18 protein-coding genes are annotated in these 21,943 nt (G+C 56.0%); 15 read left to right on the forward strand and 3 right to left on the reverse strand.

Annotation, left to right across the window (positions count from 1 at the left end):
* Positions 1 to 43 precede the first annotated feature (43 nt).
* The 15 genes from BJF95_RS01520 (at position 44) to BJF95_RS01595 (ending at position 18,222) form a co-directional block, all read left to right on the forward strand.
* Complete coding sequence (locus tag BJF95_RS01520; protein ID WP_075637680.1) at positions 44 to 1,279, forward strand: extracellular solute-binding protein; 1,236 nt, start codon at positions 44 to 46, stop codon at positions 1,277 to 1,279.
* 70 nt (positions 1,280 to 1,349) lie between these two features.
* Positions 1,350 to 2,393 carry an ABC transporter ATP-binding protein gene (locus BJF95_RS01525; RefSeq protein WP_075637681.1) on the forward strand — a complete coding sequence of 348 codons (1,044 nt, stop codon included), beginning with the start codon at positions 1,350 to 1,352 and terminating at the stop codon, positions 2,391 to 2,393.
* Positions 2,390 to 3,250, forward strand: a complete 861-nt coding sequence (locus tag BJF95_RS01530) for an ABC transporter permease (RefSeq protein ID WP_075637682.1) — start codon at positions 2,390 to 2,392, stop codon at positions 3,248 to 3,250. The genes BJF95_RS01525 and BJF95_RS01530 overlap by 4 nt, the downstream gene beginning before the upstream one ends.
* Positions 3,243 to 4,088: an ABC transporter permease gene (locus tag BJF95_RS01535; protein ID WP_075637683.1), complete on the forward strand. Its 846-nt coding sequence runs from the start codon at positions 3,243 to 3,245 to the stop codon at positions 4,086 to 4,088. Before BJF95_RS01530 ends, BJF95_RS01535 begins: the two co-directional genes overlap by 8 nt.
* Positions 4,089 to 4,132: 44 nt before the next feature.
* Positions 4,133 to 4,870 carry a glycerophosphodiester phosphodiesterase family protein gene (locus BJF95_RS01540; protein WP_075637684.1) on the forward strand — a complete coding sequence of 246 codons (738 nt, stop codon included), beginning with the start codon at positions 4,133 to 4,135 and terminating at the stop codon, positions 4,868 to 4,870.
* A gap of 8 nt (positions 4,871 to 4,878) precedes the next feature.
* The gene (locus tag BJF95_RS01545; RefSeq protein ID WP_075637754.1) at positions 4,879 to 5,643 is read left to right on the forward strand and encodes an inositol monophosphatase family protein; all 765 of its coding nucleotides are present in this window, start codon (positions 4,879 to 4,881) and stop codon (positions 5,641 to 5,643) included.
* Between the two features lie 10 nt (positions 5,644 to 5,653).
* Positions 5,654 to 6,346, forward strand: a complete 693-nt coding sequence (locus BJF95_RS01550) for a DUF1868 domain-containing protein (RefSeq protein ID WP_075637685.1) — start codon at positions 5,654 to 5,656, stop codon at positions 6,344 to 6,346.
* Positions 6,347 to 7,069: 723 nt separating this feature from the next.
* A complete protein-coding gene (locus tag BJF95_RS01560; RefSeq protein ID WP_175577179.1) occupies positions 7,070 to 9,160 on the forward strand; it encodes a helix-turn-helix transcriptional regulator in 2,091 nt (696 codons plus the stop codon).
* Between the two features lie 94 nt (positions 9,161 to 9,254).
* A complete protein-coding gene (locus BJF95_RS01565; RefSeq protein WP_075637688.1) occupies positions 9,255 to 10,283 on the forward strand; it encodes an ABC transporter permease in 1,029 nt (342 codons plus the stop codon).
* Positions 10,283 to 11,158, forward strand: a complete 876-nt coding sequence (locus tag BJF95_RS01570; RefSeq protein WP_075637689.1) for an ABC transporter permease — start codon at positions 10,283 to 10,285, stop codon at positions 11,156 to 11,158. Before BJF95_RS01565 ends, BJF95_RS01570 begins: the two co-directional genes overlap by 1 nt.
* A gap of 2 nt (positions 11,159 to 11,160) precedes the next feature.
* Complete coding sequence (locus BJF95_RS01575; protein ID WP_075637690.1) at positions 11,161 to 12,828, forward strand: nickel ABC transporter ATP-binding protein NikE; 1,668 nt, start codon at positions 11,161 to 11,163, stop codon at positions 12,826 to 12,828.
* A 24-nt stretch (positions 12,829 to 12,852) separates the two neighbouring features.
* A complete protein-coding gene (locus BJF95_RS01580) occupies positions 12,853 to 14,406 on the forward strand; it encodes a hydantoinase/oxoprolinase N-terminal domain-containing protein (protein ID WP_075637691.1) in 1,554 nt (517 codons plus the stop codon).
* Positions 14,403 to 15,527: an S-methyl thiohydantoin desulfurase family protein gene (locus BJF95_RS01585; protein ID WP_139317362.1), complete on the forward strand. Its 1,125-nt coding sequence runs from the start codon at positions 14,403 to 14,405 to the stop codon at positions 15,525 to 15,527. Before BJF95_RS01580 ends, BJF95_RS01585 begins: the two co-directional genes overlap by 4 nt.
* Before the next feature lie 2 nt (positions 15,528 to 15,529).
* A complete protein-coding gene (locus BJF95_RS01590; RefSeq protein WP_075637692.1) occupies positions 15,530 to 16,606 on the forward strand; it encodes an S-methyl thiohydantoin desulfurase family protein in 1,077 nt (358 codons plus the stop codon).
* Positions 16,607 to 16,647: 41 nt separating this feature from the next.
* Positions 16,648 to 18,222, forward strand: coding sequence for an ABC transporter substrate-binding protein (locus BJF95_RS01595; RefSeq protein WP_075637693.1), 1,575 nt, complete (start codon positions 16,648 to 16,650; stop codon positions 18,220 to 18,222).
* A 273-nt stretch (positions 18,223 to 18,495) separates the two neighbouring features.
* Here the strand turns inward: BJF95_RS01595 and BJF95_RS01600 are convergent, their stop codons facing one another.
* The 3 genes from BJF95_RS01600 to BJF95_RS23605 all read right to left on the reverse strand — a co-directional run bounded on the left by BJF95_RS01600 (position 18,496) and on the right by BJF95_RS23605 (position 21,921).
* Positions 18,496 to 18,678, reverse strand: a complete 183-nt coding sequence (locus BJF95_RS01600) for a hypothetical protein (RefSeq protein ID WP_075637694.1) — start codon at positions 18,676 to 18,678, stop codon at positions 18,496 to 18,498.
* A gap of 700 nt (positions 18,679 to 19,378) precedes the next feature.
* A complete protein-coding gene (locus tag BJF95_RS01610) occupies positions 19,379 to 20,476 on the reverse strand; it encodes a hypothetical protein (protein WP_075637696.1) in 1,098 nt (365 codons plus the stop codon).
* Entirely contained in the window at positions 20,473 to 21,921 is a 1,449-nt protein-coding gene (locus tag BJF95_RS23605; protein ID WP_083638645.1) for a CmcI family methyltransferase, read from the reverse strand. Before BJF95_RS23605 ends, BJF95_RS01610 begins: the two co-directional genes overlap by 4 nt.
* Between the last annotated feature and the right edge of the window lie 22 nt (positions 21,922 to 21,943).

Genomic DNA, 21,943 nt, shown 5'->3' on the forward strand with positions numbered 1-21,943 from the left:
AGTAATAAAAAGACCAGAAAATACATCTCATCGGGAGACATCCATGCAGCGCCTCAAAATTTTGGGTCTTTTGGCCTCGACTGTGCTTGCCTTTGCCACATCTGTTCATGCGCAAAGCGCCTTGAAAAACGAGACAGAGGCGCTGTCCAAGGTGACGCGTGACAATTTCTATGATGTGGTCGTTCCGCTTGCCAAAGCCGAGGGCAAGGTTGTGATGTACAACTTCGCTGGCAGTTTTGGTGAGCTGTGGAACGAAGGTCTGATCAAGCCCTTCGAGAAGAAATACGGCATCAAGGTTGAGTATTCGGATGTGAAGGGCGATCAGGCCGATCAGCAATTGATCGCCATTCAAAAAGCCGGACAAAATGCCCCTGTTGATGCCTATTTCGATGGCGGCGGCTCTTATCCGGTGCTGTCTGCCGCTGGCGCGGTTGCCAATATCAATCTGGGTGCCATTCTGCCAAACCTTGCAACAGTACCCAGCCAGTTCAAGGACATTGTGTTTGGCGTGAATGTGCATGGTAGCTATCCGATTGTTCATCGCAATCAGACAGCCATTGGCTATGACAGCGCTTTGATCTCGGAGAAGGACGTTCCGAAAGATTTTGATGAGCTGCTGGCGTGGGCTGAGAAAAATCCCAAGAAATTTGCCATGACACTCCCGACCAAGGGCGGCTCTGGCGGTGGTTTTCTGCAATCTGTCGCCTTGAATTACACCGCGGGCGCGTGCCGTGACCGTCTTCTGGATTACAGCAAGAGCCAAAGCGAAGATGATGACTGGGCAATGTCCGAGCCCTGCTTGCAACCAGTGTGGGATTATTTCACCAAGCTTCTCAAGGTCACGGAACTGACCAATGGCAATGCCGACACCCTGAACCTGATCAACAACAAGCAGGCAGCCATCGGCACGGTTTGGGAAGATCAGGTGATGACATTTGTGCGCACCAAACAATTGCCCGCCAGTTTCAAGCTGACATTGCTGAAAAATGGACAGGTTGGTAGTGGCGATGCGTTCTTCATCCCGTCCAATGCCGTCCATCCAGCCGCCGCCATGCTGCTGATCAATGAAGCTTTCAGCATGGATTTCCAAGCCTATAAGATGGAAACCAAAGCCTCTCGCTCCCCGCGCAGCGATTTTGATGCCACGAAAGTGTCCGCTGAAACCCGCAGCTATCTGCTGCCTGCCTCTGTCTATCCATCTCTGTCACTCCCAGCCAATTGGGTCATGGGCAATTCGCTGGCAAAGGCGCTGGATGAGAAAGTTCTATCCCGACTTTGATCAAAAAACGGGCCGTGGCCGAGCGAGATATCGGCCACTTATTCCCTCGACAAGACAACTGGATAGAACAATGGCCGAGCTTGATCTGCGCGCACTGACCAAATCATTTGGTGCCACCGTGGCATTGCACCCAACATCCCTTCAAGTGAAGAAGGGTGAATTTGTCACAGTCCTTGGCCCCTCTGGCTGCGGAAAATCCACGCTCCTGCGTCTTTTGATGGGCATCATGTCCGCAAGCGGCGGCGAAATCCATCTGGCTGGCCAGCGCATTGATGGACTTGCGCCCGAAAAACGCGACATTGCCATGGTGTTTCAGTCCTATGCGCTGTTTCCGCATATGTCAGTGCGGAAAAACCTCGCCTTTGGCCTGAAAATGCGAAAAGTCGCCAAGGATGAGCAGACCCGCCGCATTGAACATGCGTTGGAGATCTGCAATCTGAGGCCTTACGTGGATCGTATGCCACGGCAGCTTTCCGGCGGGCAGCAGCAGCGCGTGGCGCTGGCCCGTGCCATTGTCATGCAGCCCAGCTTGCTGTTGTTTGACGAGCCGCTTTCCAATCTTGATGCAAAACTACGCGACAGTCTGCGCCATGATTTGCTGGCCCTGCACCAAAAAACCGGCTCCACCAGCCTGTATGTCACCCATGATCAGACTGAAGCCATGGCCATGTCGGATCGCATCGTGGTGATGAATGCCGGGCGCGTGGTTGAAATTGGCACACCTGTGGAACTTTACCGCAACCCCGCCCATGCGTTTACCGCGAGTTTTCTGGGCCAAACCAATCTTCTATCTGTCAACGCATACGGTTCAACCTGTGGCTTGCCTTGGGGTGGGGTGGGGCATCTGGATATGCTCGCCCATGGCCTGGTGAGCATTTCGCTGCGGCCTGAAAACATTATGCTGCACGATGCACCCGATGGAGCAGGGGAGATTATCGCGGCCTCCTTCATGGGCGCACATGCCCATTACATCATTCGTATCGCGGGCATGGACCTCCAAGTAACACGTAGCGGCGCGGAAGCCGTGCTGGAAACAGGCACGCGCGTGAACCTTACCGCACTTGGCCCCTTGCGGATTTTGAAAACCGATGGGCTGGAGGGGAAAGCGGCATGATATCCCTTCATGAGCGTCCCGCCTTGCAAACCGTGCTGTTGTTGTTGCCGGGTGTTGGCTTTCTGATCGTGCTGTTTGGCTTTCCACTTCTCACAGCCCTGTGGGGAAGCTTTGGCTTGGCGGGCGGGTTGTCGGCCTTCACGTTGAAATATTACGGCAAATTCTTCACAAGCCATGTGATGTGGCGTGGTCTCACCACTTCGATCTATTATGGCGTTGCGCCGGTTTTGGTCACGCTGGTTCTGGCCATTGGTCTGGCCTTGTTGCTGCGGCACCATTTTATGGGCCGTAAGCTGTTCAACGGGCTTTATAAAATCCCGATGGCGGTTCCCTCCATCATTGCCTCGTTGATGGTGCTGACACTGTTTGAGCAGGGCGGATTTGTGGAGCGCCTGCTTCTGCCTTTGGGATTACACTTGCCAAAACTGGTGCGTGATCCCTGGGGTGTCGGCGTGATCATGGCCACCACATGGAAGCAATTGCCGTTCATGACGCTGGTGATTACCGGAGCGTTTACCTCCATCCCGGCAGATATGCGCCATGCGGCGCGGTCTCTGGGGGCCAATCCTGTTGCGACATTTTTCTATGTTGAGCTGCCTCTGGCTTTGCCCGGCATTACGGCTGCAATCCTTCTGACCTTCATTGGTTCCATGGGCTCTTTCGCCATTCCGGATCTGATCGGTGCACCCAGCCCGTCGGCGCTGTCCGTGTTGATGGTGCGCGCCTTTGCTCAAGGTGATGTAGGGCAGGTCTATGCCATAGGCATGGTGCTGTCTGGCTTCGCAATCGCCGTTCTCATTCTCTATTACGCGCTGACATCCAACGCCCATGCGCGCGCAGGACGACACCATGAGTGACCATCATTCGCAATCGCACCAGATCAACCCGCAGGAAAGGCTGTTTGTGGCAGGCGGCCTGTTTGCCGGGCTGTTTGTGGTCATCGCCCTTCCCATCCTGCTGATGGGGGTGTGGAGCCTATCCCATGGCTGGGCCTATCCTCGTCTGTTGCCGCAAGACTATTCGCTGGACAATTGGCGACAAATTCTCGGCGGTGCCGGCCTGATGCCTGCCCTGATCAACAGTCTGGTGATTGCCGTTTGCGTCACCATTCTGACGGCGCTCATCGCGCTTCCGACAGCCTGGGCAATGGCCAAATGCAAAATACCGGGCAAACGCGCGCTGGAAATCTTCATTCTCGCGCCGACAATCATTCCCGGCATTGTCGTGGGTGTCAGCGTTGGACAGGTGCTGTTGATCATGGGCATCGCCTATACCATTCCCGGCGTGGTGCTGGTGCAAACCATTGGCACATTGCCCTTGATGATCCGGCTGATGAGCGCGTCATTCGAGACCTTGCCGGATGAGTTGATCCATGCCGCGCGCTCCTTGGGGGCAGGGCCGGCAGGCATTGTGACCCATATCATCCTGCCGCTGTGCATTCCGGGGTTGATGGCAGGCGGATTGCTGTCTTTTGTCGGCTCCTTTGAAGAATTCGACAAGACCTTCATTGCCGGAGCGCCCGTTATTCAGACCCTGCCCATCAAGCTCTACACCTATCTCGATCCCTATTCGTTGCAATTTCCGTTGGCAGCCATTGTTTCGCTCATTCTGCTGGTGCCGGTGTTGGTCGTATTCATTCTGGCCGGACGCATCATGCGCGACGACGTGCTTGCCAGTGGTATGGGCAAAGTCTGATCTCCCACCCACCTTCTTCTCTCCAAACGAAAGTTCTTCCTCTGATGTCTTGCCAATCTCCCTATGTTGCAGATCACCTGATTGCGCACCGTGGTGCCAGCGCCTACGCGCCCGAAAACACGCTGGCCGCCATGTTTGAAGCCAAAAAGCGCGGTGCGCGCTGGGTTGAAATTGATGTGAAACTGACCCGCGACGGTTATCCCGTTATCATCCACGACCACCACGTCGACCGGACCACCAATGGCACAGGCCTCGTCGCTGGCATGACATTGCAGGACATTCGCGCTTTGGATGCCGGAAGCTGGTTTGATCCTGCCTTTGCCGGTGAGAAGGTGCCAACCTTTGAAGAACTGATTGAGACTGTCCTTGCGCTGGATCTCGGACTTCAGGTTGAGCTGAAACCTACCCCCGGCGATGATACAGAGACAGCTGAAATCGCCTGCGCCACGCTGTTGCGCTATTGGCCCCATGGGCGTGGACGCATGTTCATGACCAGCTTTTCGGAGCGTTCGCTTTCACGGGCAGCGCAGCTTATGCCCGATGTGCCGCGTGCTTTTGCAGTTGTCGTTCCACCCAAAGATCCACGCGCATTGCTGGCAGAGGTCAATTGCCAGATTCTGCATTGCACGTCTGATATGCTGGATGATGATGCACTGGCCCGCCTGAATGACAGCGGCGTAGAATTTGCCGTTGCCACCATCAACAGCCTTGAGGATGCAAAACGGCTGCTGGCCGGGGGTGCGCAAACCATTCTCTCCGACTATGCAGATCTTGCCCTGTGAGTGGCGTGATGTCTCCCAACCACGCCTCTGCGGTGCAACTCGTGTTGAATGCGGGTGCGCTGGCGCTCGACTTTTTTGCACGGCGCGCCACACTTGCCATGTCCACAAAAGGCTCGCTGGATTTTGTCTCGCAAGCCGACCGAGACATTGAACAGTCTATGGGCGCTGCCATTGCGGCGGCCTTTGATGGTGCCCACCTCTATGGCGAAGAAGGTGGCGGAAAGATCTCGGACGATTACTGGATTGTCGATCCCATTGATGGCACCGCCAACTTTTTGCGCGGCAGCCCACTCTGGGGTATTTCGCTCGCCCACATGCGCTTTGGCCAGCCGGACATTGGCGTCATTCACTATCCGGTGCTCGGTCTTACCCTCTCGGCTGAAACCGGCAGCGGCCTGTTTATCAACGGTAAACCCGGCAAGCGGGATGATGTTTTTGACGCAGCCCGCGTGGTGGCCGTGGGCGAAAACAACCGTTGGGCACCTGATGCCATTGGTCAGGTGGAGCACCACCTTCGGCTGAAGCGCTGGGGCGTCGCCCAATATCGCTGTGCTTCCATCTCCTTAGGCTTCGCCGCCCTTGGTCGCACGGATGGCTATGTGGAGCGCTTTCTTAGCCTCTGGGATCTCGCCGCCGGCGTGCTGATCTGCCGCGAAGCCGGGCTGGAAAGCAGCTTTGGCGGGGAGGCTGTTGCCCAAGGCATGTGGGTGATGGTGGGCACAGCCGCTCTTGCTGAAGACCTTCAGCCGATTTCTAACCTCGTGACAGGATAACAACACAGCCATGCTTATTTCGACAGTCAAACCCCTTGATATCGGCCGAAAATTCCACGCTGACGGGGCGGTTCGCCATTTTCCCGGCAACACCATTGTCTGCCATGTCGCATCCCAAACGGCATTGATTGCCGGATTGGATCGGCTTTATGATCGCTTGCGCCAAGCGTCTGCGGCCCATTCCTATACATTGCTTCCACCCTCAAGCTGGCACATGACGCTGTATGTTGGCATTTGCGATCAGGACCGCCGTGTTTCGCGCTGGCCAAATGGCCTGACGCTGGATGCTCCGATGAAAGAAGCCAACCGCTGCGTCGAAGAGAGATTGCGCTCCGCGAGATTTGAGGGTCCGGCGCGGTTTCGCATGAAGGTAAAGCACTTCTGGCCGTTGAAAGATGGCATTGTACTGGGCGTGGAGCCAGCCGATGAAAGCGAAAACCAAGCCATCAGAGCCTTGCGGGATCAAATATCTGCAAGCTTCGGCATGCGGCTCGAAGACCACGACGTTTACAACTTTCACATCACCATGGCCTATTTCGTCGGGCAGCCCACCGATGCGGAATTCACCGCACTGTCCACGCTGCTTGCCGAGGAATTGCAAACGCTGCTTGAGACCATTCCCGTCTTTGAGGTCGGTCCTGCAGAATATTGCCTGTTCAATGACATGTTCTGCTTCCAGCGCCAGTTCTATATCATGGATTGAGAAGTCGATTGTCCAACGGCATCCATGATGTCTTTGATAGCGTTTGTTTTAAATCCAGCGTGCGCAACAAAAATGGCCCTATCTTACCGGATTGTGCTGATGCAGAATGGACAGGTTGTGCAATGCGCAACGCGTGGCGAAATTTACGGCGCGCCGCAACATGTGTCCGTATACGACGTTTGGGTGCCATCCCTTGCAACGTTTGCAAGCGCTGGAGTGTTTGCCTCCGGATTGGAGCGGGATCTCCGCTGCGATGATGGCGGGTAGCGAAACATGTGAGAAGTTTGTGGCAAAGCCGATCTGACCGGCCTTGCCCGACGTTTTATTCAGTTTTAAGTTCGATCGAGCGGTTTGGGTTTCTGTCTTGTCGGTGTTAGCGAGGGGTTACGCGCAGAACCATTTAGGTCAGGGGTTGAGTGACTGATGACAGCGCGCGATGTAGAGCCCGAAGTTAAGAGCGTGGGGCGAAAGACGGCTAGAGTTTGTCAGAGAGAAATGGAACCCGGTTTTTATGCTCAGACAAACGAAAACAAACATTTGGTTGAGCGGATTTTGCTCGATGTCCGTCCTGTTACGGTGGTGAGGGCATCGGCCGGTTTTGGAAAGACATGGCTGTTAAAAGCGTTGATCGAGGCAATCCCTCCATCGGCAACAAAATGGATCCTCTGTGATGATCATGAAACGCCACCTGACCTCACTCGACTTGAACCGGGGCGACGATATGTGATTGCCACGCGCAATCATGAAACCCTTCCGGGCCTCGATCGGTTGCGCCTATACGGGCAAGTGTTGGACTTGAGCGGCAGCGACCTTGTTTTTCCCATCAATGCCTTATCCGTTGAGGATTGGGATCGCTGTGCAGGCTGGCCGGTTCTGCTCTCGAATGCTGCTGCGGCACCTGTGGGTGATCCTGACGATACCCGGCTCACCCATTTTCTCGCGGACTGTTGCCTCGCAGATCTCACGGAGGCGCAAGTGTGCGCGCTGGTTTTGGGCGAGCATGAGTGGCCATCGTGGCTTATGGAGCGCCTGCCGCCATTGGCGCATCCATCCACGCAAGCGTATCGGCGGGTTCTGGCAGCCTTGCCGGGTGCGGTTGAGAAACGGTTGCTGTCTTGTTTTGCCGATCCCGCGCAGCAAGGGCTGTTCTCGAGCACGTTGGCACAGGCGCTGACGCGCAAGCCTGTTCATCTGAAGGCCGTGATTTTGCAGCTTCTGGCGCGAGGGCAGGGGGGCCAAGCCGTTTCCTTGTTTTGCAAGGTTGGTGGTTGGTTTCTGTATTACCGCCTGGGGCATGCAGCTTTCCAGGAGTTGCTTTCCATGCTCGAAGCGGCTTGTGACGAACACTCCGAGGAGTTGATCATCAGCCGCGCCTTCGTGGTGATCAAGGCCGGAGATATTGGCTGGGCATTGCAGTTTCTGGCCCGGCATTTCGGTCCAGACATGCGTGACGTGCTGAAGGTGCTCTCCTCTGAGAGTGCGCTTTCCCTGCGTGTCAGGCTGTTTCGAATTACCGTGTTGATTTATGAGGACGTTGCCCCGACCGATAGATTGCTGAACGCGCTGTTCGACATTGGCCGCGATTTGCCATTGAATGCGCCGGAGCAACGCGGATCATTCTACAACGCCATGCTGGAGTTTTTCCTGCGGCTCAGGCGGTATGAGGAAGCTGATGGCATGGCTGAAAAGGCGATGGCAGCCTATAGGCAGGCAGACTATCCAATTTTATGCTTCTATATTGCTCTGCATCAGTCGGTTCTCAGTTTGCTGACCTCTGATTTCAACCGTATGGTGCAATTTCTGCGGCTGGCCGCCGACATGCTGCAAAACAGCGGTTTTGACAGTCCCGGAGATCGGCGCTTGATGGATCTGGTCAACGCCTGCATGGCCTATGAAAATGGCGCGCCGGAAGCCCTGCTTGCCTTTCTGGATCACGACCTTTCCGGGCTGATGGAGGGTGAGTTGTGGCCGAGTCTGGCCGATATCGCCATCTATTACGGCAGTCATGCACTCAGCGTGCACATGTCTACGCGCGCGGGCTTACGGTTTCTGGAGCGCTGGAGCGTTTACCAGCCCCTTAATCGGCAGTTTCGCCTCTCCTTGGAAGTGCGCAAGGCGCAGATTTTGCAAAACGGCAATGGTTGGGGCGATGCCGTACGGCTTTTGACACCGCTCAGCGCGGGATTTAACCGGGTCTGGATCGAAAGTGCCGAAGACGCCCTGGCACGTTTGAGCGCGCGCAATGAGATCACACTGGCGATGACCTGGTTGCGGCAGATTGCCTATGAGCGGCCATCCTTTCTGCACCTTGACCGCAAATTGGAGATGATCCTAAGCAACCCGCATCTGCTTGTGCGGCAGGAAATTGCCGCCACCATCTGGCTGGCCTTTGTGTGCCGCCATACACAGCAGAACTCGAAAGCGCGAAATTTGTTGCGGCAGGTGTTTGAGCTGTGCGCAAGCCACGGTGGCCTGACGGCTTTGGCCGAGGAATGGCTGTTCCTCGATCATCTGTTGCAAGACAAGCGTATGGCGGAGTTTGTGATGGCGGCGACCCCGGCTCGCGCTATTCTGCGCCGTTTGGACAAGGGGCGGCAGAGCAGCCTTGCTGCTGCCAGAACCCAACTGACACAGCAGGAGTTGAAAATTCTGATGATGCTGGCGGAAGGTGCCTCCAACAAACTGATCGCCAGAAACTGCGGCATTGCCGAGCCAACGGTGAAATTTCACCTGAAAAACGTCTATCGCAAACTCGGCTGCACCCGCCGCCATGAAGCGATTGCCACGGCAAGGGCGCTCGGCTGGGTGCGCTAAAACCTATCCTAATTTTATAAAAACCTATCCTTTCCTCGCATTGATCTCGTCTCCTCACGCGCTCACCATGGAGCAAGAAAAGGGGAATAACGGGATGGTGTTGCATGTTGTCGAACAGATCGTGAGGCGGGTGTTTTCCGTTGTCATGGTGCTGTTCGTGCTGTCTTTGATGATTTTCGCGCTGGCGCGTGTGGTGCCGGGTGATCCAGCCCGAATGGCGCTGGGGCCATCTGCATCGCAGGAACAGGTCACGGCGCTCGCCCGCGAAATGGGTCTCGATCAGCCGGTGATCGTGCAATATGGCCGCTATATCACCAACGCCCTGCAGGGTGATCTCGGCCAATCGCTTTCATCCCATCGGCAAGTCACTCAGGACATCCGCGATTTTCTTCCCGCCACGCTGGAGCTTGTGGCGGTCACGGTGCTTCTTGACCTGCTGATTGCCATTCCGCTGGGCGTCATCACCGCACGCCATCGCAACACCTGGATTGATAATCTCGGGCGGCTGTTTTCCATGGTGGGTGTGACGGTTCCGTCCTTTCTGTTTGCCATTGGCCTGCAATTGTTTGCCGCCAATTTTCTGCCGGGCTGGCCTTTGTTGGGGCAGGTGAATTTTGATCTTCACGCTCCCGCTGGCCCAACCGGCTTTCTGCTGGTTGATAGTCTGATCCATGGTCGGCTTGATGTGTTCACCGATGCCCTGCAACATCTGCTTTTTCCTGCACTAGCGCTGGCCATGGCGGGCATTGGCCAGATCACCCGCATCATGCGCTCGGCGATGATTGAAAATCAGCGCAAGGACCATGTGCTGACGCTGCTGAGTTTCGGCGTGCCTGATTATGTGGTGACGTTTCGCTATCTGCTCAAACTGTCATCGGTCGCGCCGCTGACCATCATGGGGCTGGAATTTGCCTCGCTGATTGGCAATGCCTTTGTGGTGGAAATGGTGTTTGGCTGGGGCGGTTTTGCCTCTTACGGTCTTAACGCCATCCTGCAAAAAGACCTCAATGCCTTGATGGCGGTGGTGTTGATCTCCGGCCTGTTTTTCATTCTCGCCAATCTGGTCATCGATCTCGTCATCAGCCTGATTGATCCGCGTCTGCGTTTTCGGGGAGGCCAATGATGAGCCCCAATTCGATGATGAACAAGCGCGACCTCTCAGCCGGTTACATGAGCTGGTATCGTTTTTCTCGCAATCCTGCCGCTTTGATCGGGGCGCTGATTGTGCTCTCAGTGGTGGTCATGGCGATCCTTGCACCGCTGATCACGCCCTTTCCCAGCCATATCGGCTCCATTGTCGATTTTCGCCATCGCCACAATCCGCCAAATCTCACCAACTGGTTCGGAACCGATAAAGTGGGGCGCGATCTGTTTACCCGCACCATTTTTGGCTTTCGGGTCTCGTTGCTGCTGGTGTTTGGCGTGCTGGGCATCTCTGTTCCCATCGGCGCGGTGATGGGCCTGTGCGCGGGTTATTTCGGTGGCTGGACCGAGAGGTTGATCACGGGATTTACCAATATCATGCTGGCCATTCCGCCGCTGGTGATGGCGCTGGCAATTGGCAATGTGCTGGAGCCTAACCTGATCAATGCCATGATTGCGATTACGCTTTTGTGGTGGACCTGGCATGCACGGCTTGTCTACCGGGTCACGGTGTCCATAGCCGGAGAAGATTTTATCGAGGCGGCGCGTTTGGCGGGCGCTGGCCCGATCCATATCCTGTTTCGGGAAATTCTGCCCAATTGCATTGCTGTTATTTCGGTCAAGACCACGCTGGATGCGGCCTTTGTCATCCTGTTTGGCGCAACGCTGTCTTTCCTCGGTTTTGGGGTAAAGCCGCCAACGCCGGACCTAGGCTCGATGGTGGCCGATGGCCGTCAGTTTCTGCCAGAAAAATGGTGGGAAGTGCTGGCTCCGGGTGGTGCGATTTTCTACGCCACCCTTGGCTTTAACCTGCTGGGCGATGGTCTGCGCGACATGTTCGATGTGGAGGCGTGACCATGGCTGACCCCTTGCTGAGCGTGCAGGATTTGACCGTTGCTTTCTCCGGCTATGGCCGGGTGAACCGGGTATTGCACGAGGTTTCCTTTTCGATTGAGGCCGGAGAGCGGGTCGCGCTGATTGGCGAGACGGGATCGGGCAAATCCGTCACCTCCAAGGCCATTCTTGGCACTTTGCCGAGCAATGCCAAGGTGGAGACCGGCGCAATTGCCTATCGCGGACGGCAATTGCTGACACTTCCAAAGGGTGAGCGCAACAAACTGAAAGGCACTGCCTTTTCCATCATCATGCAGGACCCGCTGTCCTCCTTCAATCCGGTGTTTCGCATTGGTCGGCATCTGGAAGACGTGATGCATTATGCCGATCGTAATCAGGGCATTTATGATACGCCAAAGGGCCGAAAACAGCGAATTTTCGAGGTTTTGCGCAAGGTGCAGCTTGGCGATGTTGAGCGGGTGTTCAACGCCTGGCCGTTCGAGCTGTCGGGTGGCATGCGCCAAAGGGTGTTGATTGCGCTGGCGCTTCTGCACCAGCCCGATCTGCTGATTGCCGATGAGCCGGGTACGGCGCTGGATGTGACAACGCAGGATGAAATTCTGCGGCTGATCAATCGATTGGTGATGGAAGAAGGTCTGTCATTGCTGATGATCACCCACAATCTTGGCGTGGTGCGCCAGACGGCGGACCGGGTGATTGTGATGCAGCACGGTCGCATTGTCGAGCAGGGGGCGTTGAAATCCGTGTTTCAAGCTCCGCAACAGGCCTATACGCGGGAACTCATGGCGGCAGTGCCGCCGCTCTATGGCGAAGGCGTGGTTGATCAGCCGGTCAGCGACAAGGCTCCGATCATCACCTTGAGCAATGTGCGCAAACTCTATGCCAAGCGGGCGCTGTTTGGGCAGAAACGAGGCCATCTGGCGGTCAACAACATAAATCTTCAGGTCAATGAAGGCGAGATTTTCGGCCTAGCTGGAGAAAGCGGCTCTGGCAAAACCACGCTGGCGCGAATGATGATGAACCTGTTGCAGCCGAGCGAGGGCGAGATTGTTGTGCGCGGTACGCCACGCGATGGCGCTTTGCGCCTCAGCCAGATTGTCTACCAAAATCCCGGCACATCGCTGAACCCCAAGCGCACGGTGGCGCAGATTTTGGCTGTTCCCTTGGCCCATGTGGGTCTTGATAAGGAGCAACGTAATTCACGAATGGTCGAACTTTTGGACCTCGTGCGCCTGCCCGCCAGTTTCGTCTCCAAATATCCGCATGAACTGTCCGGCGGCCAAAAGCAGCGCGTAGCGATTGCCCGCGCCTTGGCGGCCAATCCGCAGATTATCATTCTGGATGAGCCGACCTCGGCGCTGGATGTCTCGGTGCAGAAAACAGTGATTGATCTGCTGTTGGACCTGCGCGCAAAGCTCGGCCTGACCTATGTGATCATCTCGCATGATCTGTCGCTGATGCGCAATTTCTGCTCGCGCATTGTCATTATGTACAAGGGAGAGATTGTGGAGCAGGGCACACCCACCGAGGTGTTTGCAACGGCTCGCCATCCCTACACCCGCGCCCTGATTGCCGCCATTCCGGTTTTGACCGATGCGCAAGAGGCGTTGAAACCCACCATTAGCGAAGAGGAACGAGGCCGTTTTCTGGTGCAAAGCACCAGCCAGTGACCCGTTGTTGAAAGGAAAATACCCGTGTACCGATTGGGAATAGATGTGGGCGGCACCAATACGGATGCCGTGGTCATGCAGGGCGGCAAGGTTCTGTCCGGTATCAAGGCTCCAACCTCCGAGGATGTCACCACAGGCGTGGTCGAGGCCATGGAAGGGGCCATCAAGGCAGCAGGCATTGACCGCAGCCTAGTGACCAATGTGATGATCGGTACCACCCATTTCACCAATGCGGTGATTGAGCGCAAGCATATGACCCCGGTGGCCGCCATCCGCCTCGGCCTGCCCGCCACCGCATGCCTGCCGCCTGCCATCGATTGGCCGGAAGATTTGAAACCCGTGGTCGGCAAGCACGGCTATATGGTGCGCGGCGGCTATGAATTTGACGGACGCGAGCTTTCGCCGCTGGATGAAGATGAGATCAAGCGCATCGCCGGAGAAATCCGCGCCAACAACCTCAAGGCCGCAGCCGTCACCTGCGTGTTCGGCCCAATCAATGCCGCCATGGAACATCGCACCAAAGCGATTTTGCAGGAACATTGCCCCGGCCTGCCGGTGGTGATGTCCACTGACATCGGCCGCATCGGGTTGCTGGAGCGCGAGAGTGCGGCCATCATGAACGCCAGCCTGTTGGAGCTGGCCTATAAAACCGTGCGTGCATTTGGCGAAGCCCTGAAAAGCGCAGGCCTGACCTGCCCCTTCCACATCACCCAGAACGATGGCACGCTGATGGCGGCGGAAACGGTGAAGGATTTCCCGGTTCTGACCTTCGCCTCCGGCCCCACCAATTCCATGCGCGGTGCGGCTTTCCTCACCGGCGTGCAGGAAGCCATTGTTGTTGATATCGGCGGCACGACTTCGGATGTCGGGGCGCTGCATCTGGGCTTTCCGCGTCAGGCCGCAACGGTGGTGGATGTCGGCGGCGTGCGCACCAATTTCCGTATGCCGGATGTGTTTTCCATCGGTCTGGGCGGTGGCTCGCTGGTGCGTGGCGATGCTGAGAGTGTGACCGTTGGTCCGCAATCGGTGGGCTATCGCATTACGTCTGAGGCCAAGGTGTTTGGTGGTGCAACGCTGACTGCCACCGATATTGCGGTGGCCGCAGGCCACGCCGATGTGGGCGACAAGAGTAAGGTTACCGATGTTTCGCCCTCGCTTGCCAAGGCAGCGCTGACGCGTATCCACCAGATGCTGGAAAATGCCATTGAGCGCAGCCGTGTTTCGCCCGAACCAATCCCGGTGATTGCCGTTGGCGGCGGCTCCATTCTGATGCCGGATAAGCTGGGAGATTTTAAGATCATCCGGCCCGAAAACTTCTCGGTTGCCAATGCTGTGGGTGCGGCCATTGCCCAGATTTCCGGCGAAGTGGACCGGGTCTTTGCGCTTGAAAACGGCCTGACCCGCGAGCTATGCCTGAAACAGGCCGAAGAAGAAGCGACAAAAAACGCCGTTGCAGCAGGCGCTGATCCCACCACCATTCAGGTGATTGAACGTGAGGATGTGCCTTTGGCTTATTTGCCCGGCAATGCCACCCGCATCCACGTGAAAGTCGTGGGCGAAATGGGGGGCCAGGCATGAGCCCGATCATCTCCCCCAAAGATTATTTTGATCCGAAAGATCTCTGGATTTTTGACCATGACGATCTGCTTTCGCTGGAAATCGGCGCGGGCATTCTGGGCACAGGCGGCGGCGGCAATCCCTATATCGGCAAGCTGCGAGCGCGGCAATTGCTGGATGAGGGCTATACGCTGTCGGTTTTGCCGCACCAGAAAATCCATGATGATGCGCTCTGCGTTTCCGTCGGTGGCATTGGTGCGCCGGTGGTGGGCGTTGAGCGATTGCGCGAAGGGCGCGAGGGCCTGCGCTGCATCCGGGCTTTGGAAGCGCATCTCGATGTCACGGTTGATGCGATTGCCTGTGAAGAAATCGGTGGGTCCAATTCCATGGAGCCGTTGGTCGTGGCCGCTCTCACCGGCTTGCCGGTGATCGATTGCGATGGCATGGGCCGGGCCTTTCCGGAAATGCAGATGACGACGTTTTCCATCTACGGCCATAGCTCCACGCCATCGGCGATGTGTGATGTGCATGGCAATGTTGTGCTGTTTCAACATGCGGTCTCAGAGCTTTGGCACGAGCGCATGGCGCGGGCCTGCGTGGTGGCGCAAGGGGGGGCATCAACGCTCGCCTCGGCACCCATGACTGGGGCTTTCGTCAAGCAATTCGGCATTCCCAATTCCTACACCCAGGCCGTCAGCCTTGGACAGGCGGTGCGGCAAGCGCAGAAAAACCATGACGACCCGATTGAAGCGATCTGCAAAAAGGAGAACGGAAAAAAGCTGTTCACCGGGAAGATCAGCGATTTGAAGCGCCATTTGCGCGGCGGTTTTGTGCGCGGCGAAGTGCAGCTCGTCGGTATTGATGCCCACCATGGCGAAACGGGGTCGGTGCTGATCCAGAATGAAAATCTGGTGTTCTTCCATGATGGCGAGATGGAATGCTGCGTGCCGGATCTGATCCTGGTGCTGGATGTCGATAGCGGCGAGGCCATCACCACCGAAATGCTGCGCTACGGCCAGCGCGTCGCCATCGTGGCCCTACCGTGCCATGGGCTGCTGCGCTCACGCGAAGCGCTGGATGTGGTTGGCCCCAAAGCTTTCGGGTTGGATGGTGTTGTTTACACCCCGATGAAAGGATCGTGATCATGGCAACGATGGTTCAGGAACACGATCTGGAGGCCATTGCCTTGGGCGGTGCCTATCTTGGCACAGGCGGTGGTGGCGATCCCTATATCGGCAAACTGATGGCGCAAGCGGCCCTGCGTGAGCATGGGCCGGTGAAGGTTGTACGGGCCGACGAGGTGGATGACGATACGCTGTGCATTTCCGTTTTCATGATGGGCGCACCCACCGTGATGTTGGAAAAACTGCCATCCGGTGCCGAAGTGCTGAAAGCCCTGCATGAGTTGGAGCAGTTTTTGGGCCGCAAGGCCGGCGCTATTCTCTGCGTCGAGGCTGGCGGGCTGAACTCCACCATTCCCTATATGGTGGCTGCCGTCACGGGCCTGCCGCTGGTGGATGGCGATGGCATGGGCCGCGCTTTTCCGGAATTGCAGATGGTGAGTTTTACCCTGCATGGCATTGCCGCAAGCCCGCTGGTTTTGGCTGATGACAAGGGCAATTCCTCGCTGTTCTCAGCCGTTTCCAATCTCTGGACCGAGAAAATGGCCCGCGCTGTCACCATCCAGATGGGCGGTGCAGCCCTTGTGGCCGCCTATGCGATGAGCGGAAAACAGATGAAGCAGGCCCTGTTGCATGGCACGATGACGCAGATCCGCACCATCGGCGAGACCATCCTGTCCGAGCGCGCCCGCTCCCGCCATGCAGGGAACGCTTTGCGCGAAAAGCTTGGTGGCACCCATCTTTTTACCGGCCGGGTGGTGGATGTGGAGCGAAAGACGATCGGTGGCTTTGCCCGTGGCAAGCTCACCCTGCGGGGTGTGGATCGGTTTGCGGGTCAGCGTTTTGCCGTGCATTTTCAAAACGAGTTTCTGCTGGCCGAAGGCGAGAATGGTGAAACCGTCTGGGCGACGCCCGATCTGATCTGCGCCCTGGATGCCGATATGGGCTTGCCCGTGACCACCGAGCAGATGCGTTACGGCCTGATGGTGGAATTCACCGGCATACCCGCCGATCCGCAATGGCATACGCCTGAAGGTCTGGCGCTCGCAGGGCCTGGTTATTTTGGCTACGGCGACAACGCAAAGCCGCTCTCTGCATGATCTTTTAAAATACAGCGAACAGTCAAAAAAAGGGGAATGAGATGAACGCAACACAGACTTTAAAACACCTCGCCGTCGCTTTGGCGATGGGAACCGCCATTGTTGCACCACAGGTGGCAATGGCCAAAACATCAACCGTGATGAACGTAACGCAGGTGTTTGGCACCATCGATCCGGCCAAGATCACTGATTACACCCAATATCTTGCCGCCGTGAATCTCTACGATGGCCTGACCACGGTGGACAGCACCGGTAAGATCATCCCGGAACTGGCCGAGAGCTGGGATGTGTCCGGCGATAATCTCACCTACACCTTCCATCTGCGCAAGGACGCAACATTTCAGGATGGCTCGCCAGTTGAGGCCAAGGATGTGGTCTACACCGTCCAGCGCCTGCTGGCGATCAACAAAGGGCCTGCCTATTTGTTTGCCTCGTTGATCAACCCGGACAATGTGAAGGCCGTCGACACTCACACTGTCACCATCACCTTGAACAAGGTCTATGCGCCGTTTCTGACCACCACGCCGCTGTTGCTGGTGATCAATGAAGATGCGGTCAAGGCTGCATCCAAGCAGCCATGGGGTGAGGATGTTGTTGGCGAAAAGTCTATGGGGGCGGGGCCTTATGTGCTGTCCAGCTGGCAGCGCGGCTCGGAAATGGTCATCAGCCGTTATGAGAAATATTACGCGGGCTGGCCAACCAACCCGATTGATGAAGTACGCTTTGTGCAGACAAAAGACGAAGCAACCGTCAAGGCGCTGGCCACATCGGGCCAATTGGGCATTTCCTCGACCACACAAGCCAATGAGACCTATGATGCGCTGGCCAAAACCGACGGCTATGTGGTGCAAACCACGCCAACAGCCACCGGCTTTTACCTCAAACTCAACACCAAGGCCACACCCACGGATGATGTGCATGTGCGCCGCGCCTTGCAATATGCCACCGATTACAAGACCATCCAGACGCAGATCATGACCGGCGACACCTTGGCCGGACCATTGGCTCCGGTGTTCAAGGATGCCTATCTTGATACGCTGAAAGCCCCGGAATTTGATCTGGAAAAGGCCAAGGCCGAGCTTGCACTTTCCAAATACGCTGGCAAGCCGATCAAACTGACGCTGACCTATGTGGCGGGCTTGTCGTTTGAAGAGGATATTGCGCTTTTGATGCAATCCAATTTGCAGCAAATTGGCGTGGATGTGGACATCAAGCCCGAACCCTGGAACCGCATCACCGAACTGGCGGCCAAGCCGGAAACCACGCCTGCCGCTACGGAAGTGTTCTATGGCCCAACCTATCCATCACCGGATAGCGTTTTCTATGTGCAATATCACTCCAAATCTGCCGGAACATGGGCCTCAATGGAATGTTTGCAGGATGCGGCGGTGGACAAATTGATCGACGAGGCGCGCTCCACCACAGATGCAACCAAGCAAAACGCCATCTATAAGCAGATTCAGCAGGCCATTGCTGACAAGGCACCCGATGTGAATTTGCTGACGAAAGTGCAGAAGGTTGCCTTCAGCAAATGCATCTCTGGCTATAAATTTGTGCCTATGCAGAGCTGGGATTATAATTTCCACAATCTGACATGGACATGCCCGGCCAAGTGATCGGTCTTTGACCAAGAGGCCCGATAGGGTCGGGCCTCTCTTGTTGAACTTTTGAAAAACGTAAGCTCAACCAAACGAATTGGGTGACCAAGATCAAACATAATTATTTTTGTCATGATTTATTGCCAGTGGCTTTTCAAACAAGTTGGCACCAAAACCATCAGCGTTTCTTTCTAATGTATGCCGCAAAAGCCCCCCAAGGACACCCATGCTCGCTTTCAGATTATGGAAAGACCAGCATTTGGGGCTTGCTTCTCACGCGCGCTCTCGCTCTCAAGGGTGATTAGCGTAGAACATGGCAAAATTGACCGCCAACATGATTGCTAGCATCCCCACTGTCGCAAGAATGAAGACTCCAATCTTTTTGAGTGCGCTATAGGGCTGCGGTTTTCGACTGAATGCAACCACGCCTGCAACACCAAGTGAAATGCCGATAATGGCGGGGAGTGACATCATTTCATGCGCCTTTCTTAAAATATCAATAGTTTGTCCTGCATGGGCGAGGGGACAGGCAACCAACTTTCTTGATAGCTCAGGCGGCCTTTTAAACCCTCTCGGCGAATGCACGCAAGCCCCGAAAGCTTCTGGTTGCGCAACGCCGGGACACCTGCTTCGAAATCATTGCGTTTTGCACATGGCACCAGTTGTCTCCCACGCAGATTTTCATCTCGTCGCGCAAACCCAGATGGCCGCCGCAGCGGAGCGGCGTATTGCTCGATGTAAAGATAATCTGCTCGTCGCTATGCATGCGCAGCACTGGACTTGACATAAAAAAAGTAGAGAGCGAATGCGCCTTCAATCGGTCAGCTTGAGAGGGGAACTCTCGAACTGAATTGGCTTCGGAAACCAGTTCCTACCAGCGTTGAACTTGTCCAGCTAGAAGGGCGCAAACTATCGCATTCCTAAATGGAATCACCCGTTTGTCACGCCCAAAATGCATAATATACATTATGGAACATTTCGGCGTCCAAGGCGCGTTCGGCTGTGGCCAAACAAAAAACAGCATTCAGCCGAACAGAACCAACATTTGCAACAGGACGGTCCGAGATCAGTGTCCTTGTCGGGCAGCACATACTTCAGAGGTATTTATTGACCTTCACGAAGAGCAAATCTCAACAAGGACATCTCGCAGAAAACAGACCTCTGTCAACGGGTCTCAGCTGGGGCGTAAAACGTCGACGTTGCACCTGCCGGGCTCGACGCCCAGCTCGCTCAACCATGCAATCCCGGCGTGCTGCATATCAACCTCCAGCATATATTCGCCCTCCCTGTCTGGCGCACGCGCGAGTAGGACGATATCTATCATCTCTCCCGGCTGGAGAGGCCGATTGAGAGGCTGTTGGCCATCGAGCCATTGCAACATGCTGCCGTCTGGGCGGCGCCAATGATTTCCCACCGAAAGTCCACTTTGATAGGTCGGTGCCCACGTTACGTCCGAGGTGTTGCGCAGGGTGATCTGGATATCACAAATGCAGCCGGCAGTCATCGTGATCCGCGACGGTAGCGTGTACTCAGCGCGGAGTGACCAGATCGGAAAACTACCGGAATAGGCTGCGGATGCCTCATCCATGCGCCGCCGGACAAGATCGCTCAAAAGGCTGAGGATTCTGCCACTGAACAATTTGCCATGTTCGGAGGGAAGTATATCGAACGTACTATGCGGCAGGTTGACGCGCAGAAGCGTTTCGGCATCGTGAAGCCGGTGGAGAGGGTTGGTCGTATCGTATCGTCCGAAGATTAAAGCTGCCCGCCCAGCATAGGGTGTGAAAAAAAGCGGGTTTAACTCTATGAGCAATGAGACAGGCTGGCCGGATGCCATGAAGATTTCCGCTATTTTTTGCGCCAGGATGGCAGCTTGACAATTGCCGCCAATAAACAACGGGCCTGAGAGGCCCAGCGAATGGAGTTCCTCCGCAAACATTACCGCCATATTGATCTGGTTCTCCGGCGTGTTTTTTACCACCATATGTCCCGACCGCATGCCATAAAGAGGCTGATCTGGCCCTAAGGCAGCAGCAAGGGCGGAAAACTCACCGTAACCCTGAAAGCACCATATGAGAGGCGGTCTTGATCCGCCAAGATTGACCCCGTAGATCAGTCCGTTTTCACTGACCACGTCGCCCTGCCACCAAGGACGGGTAACGGAACCGACTGTCTCGCGAAGTTGCTCTATCAATGCCGCGTTAATCAAGCGCGGTCGTTGGGCCGCAGCGGGGGACGTGTCATGCTGGTTGGGTACATGGTGTTCGGTCATCGGCGCCGTAACCATCCATTGATATTGAAGGTGGCGTTGTAACCAAAGCGATCACAAAGCGCCTCATCGATCTCGTAATCGATGGACCGCCCGGCCAGAAAAGCGTCGATGGCCCGAGACGGTGGAGACAGGGTGGACAAGTTGGCCTTTATGTCGCCTTCACTGCGAAATGCGCCGTCTTCGACAATCAAATAATCGCCCTTTGCCAGAAGCGGATCGAAGTACTCAAGCACTGCCGTGCAGGTTTCCTCGTCGTGTGCCGAATCCTCGATGATCAGAAGCGGATGTCCGAGGGATTTTATGTCCTCGGGCGGCAACACTTTTGCGAGATGGCGCGCATCCCCGACACGCGCGTCGATTCCGAACCGACCGTGATGATCACGGGGCATGAGATCAATACTGATGACCCGCGCCTCAAGTCCCAACGCTGCCATGGTATCAGCCAGCCACTCGGTCCGGCCACCTTCCAGGCTGCCGATCTCGATCACCGCCGATGGTTTCATCTGCTCGATCAAGGTCAGATAATTGGCCATATCCAGTGGGTTGAGGAGCATGGAGCGCCCCTTGTAGCGATAACGGAGGCTGCCTTTCAGCAGCGAGACCAGAACTTCGTCGGGCAGGACACTGGAAAAGCTGCGAGCCGCCTGCCCTGGCCGTGGTCCCATACCAACAGGGAGCAATTGCTGCCTGTTGGCACGCACACGCTGTAGTTCCACCGTTTTACACAGATTGCGCAGCGGTCTGCTCAGCTCCAGGCTGTCGAGAACGGCCGTAAGCGCTGGTGCGTTCACCAGCCGCGCACGCGGTACGATCACCGCCAAACCGAATAGCATTGGCAACCAGACAACCCTGAAGTCTTGGGACCTTCTTGCTATAAAATCCTCGATAGCCGTCCTGACACCGTTGCGCGGACCACCCTCCTGGACAGCATGATAGAGATGCTGGTTCATCCCAGCGGGGGAAAGACCCCGGTCCTCAGGCACAAGACCGCCCATGCGGTATTCCTGCCGGTGTTGCGGGGGAATGCGTTCAGGGCTGTAATAGAGATCACGCCTGCCATAGGGCCATTCCACATCGTGGCAAAGGGTAATTGGTGCCTGAACATCCACCGAGCCATCGCCGCCATAGATAGCAATCAGCTCATGATAAACAGTATACCAGTTGTGGTCACCGTCGAGCAGAACGACGTCGGCAGGCACGAGCTCTTTCAATACGTCCAGACTTGGGCAGTCGTGAAACCCGACCACTTCCGGAAACCGGGTTCTCAAGATTTCTATATCAAAAGCTGGCTCGGGATCAACGATCTCAAGCTGCGCGCCATTGGCGTGTGCCCACGCCGCCAGATGGCGGGAGTGGAGGCCTTGGTCAGCGCCGATTTCGATGATGCGGCGTGCATTCATCGCATCGAGAATAGGTTTGACAATACTTGGCCAGAACTGGAACATAGATATGTTTTCCGATGTCTTT

Source organism: Rhizobium oryziradicis (assembly GCF_001939045.1).
GTDB classification, from domain to species: domain Bacteria; phylum Pseudomonadota; class Alphaproteobacteria; order Rhizobiales; family Rhizobiaceae; genus Allorhizobium; species Allorhizobium oryziradicis.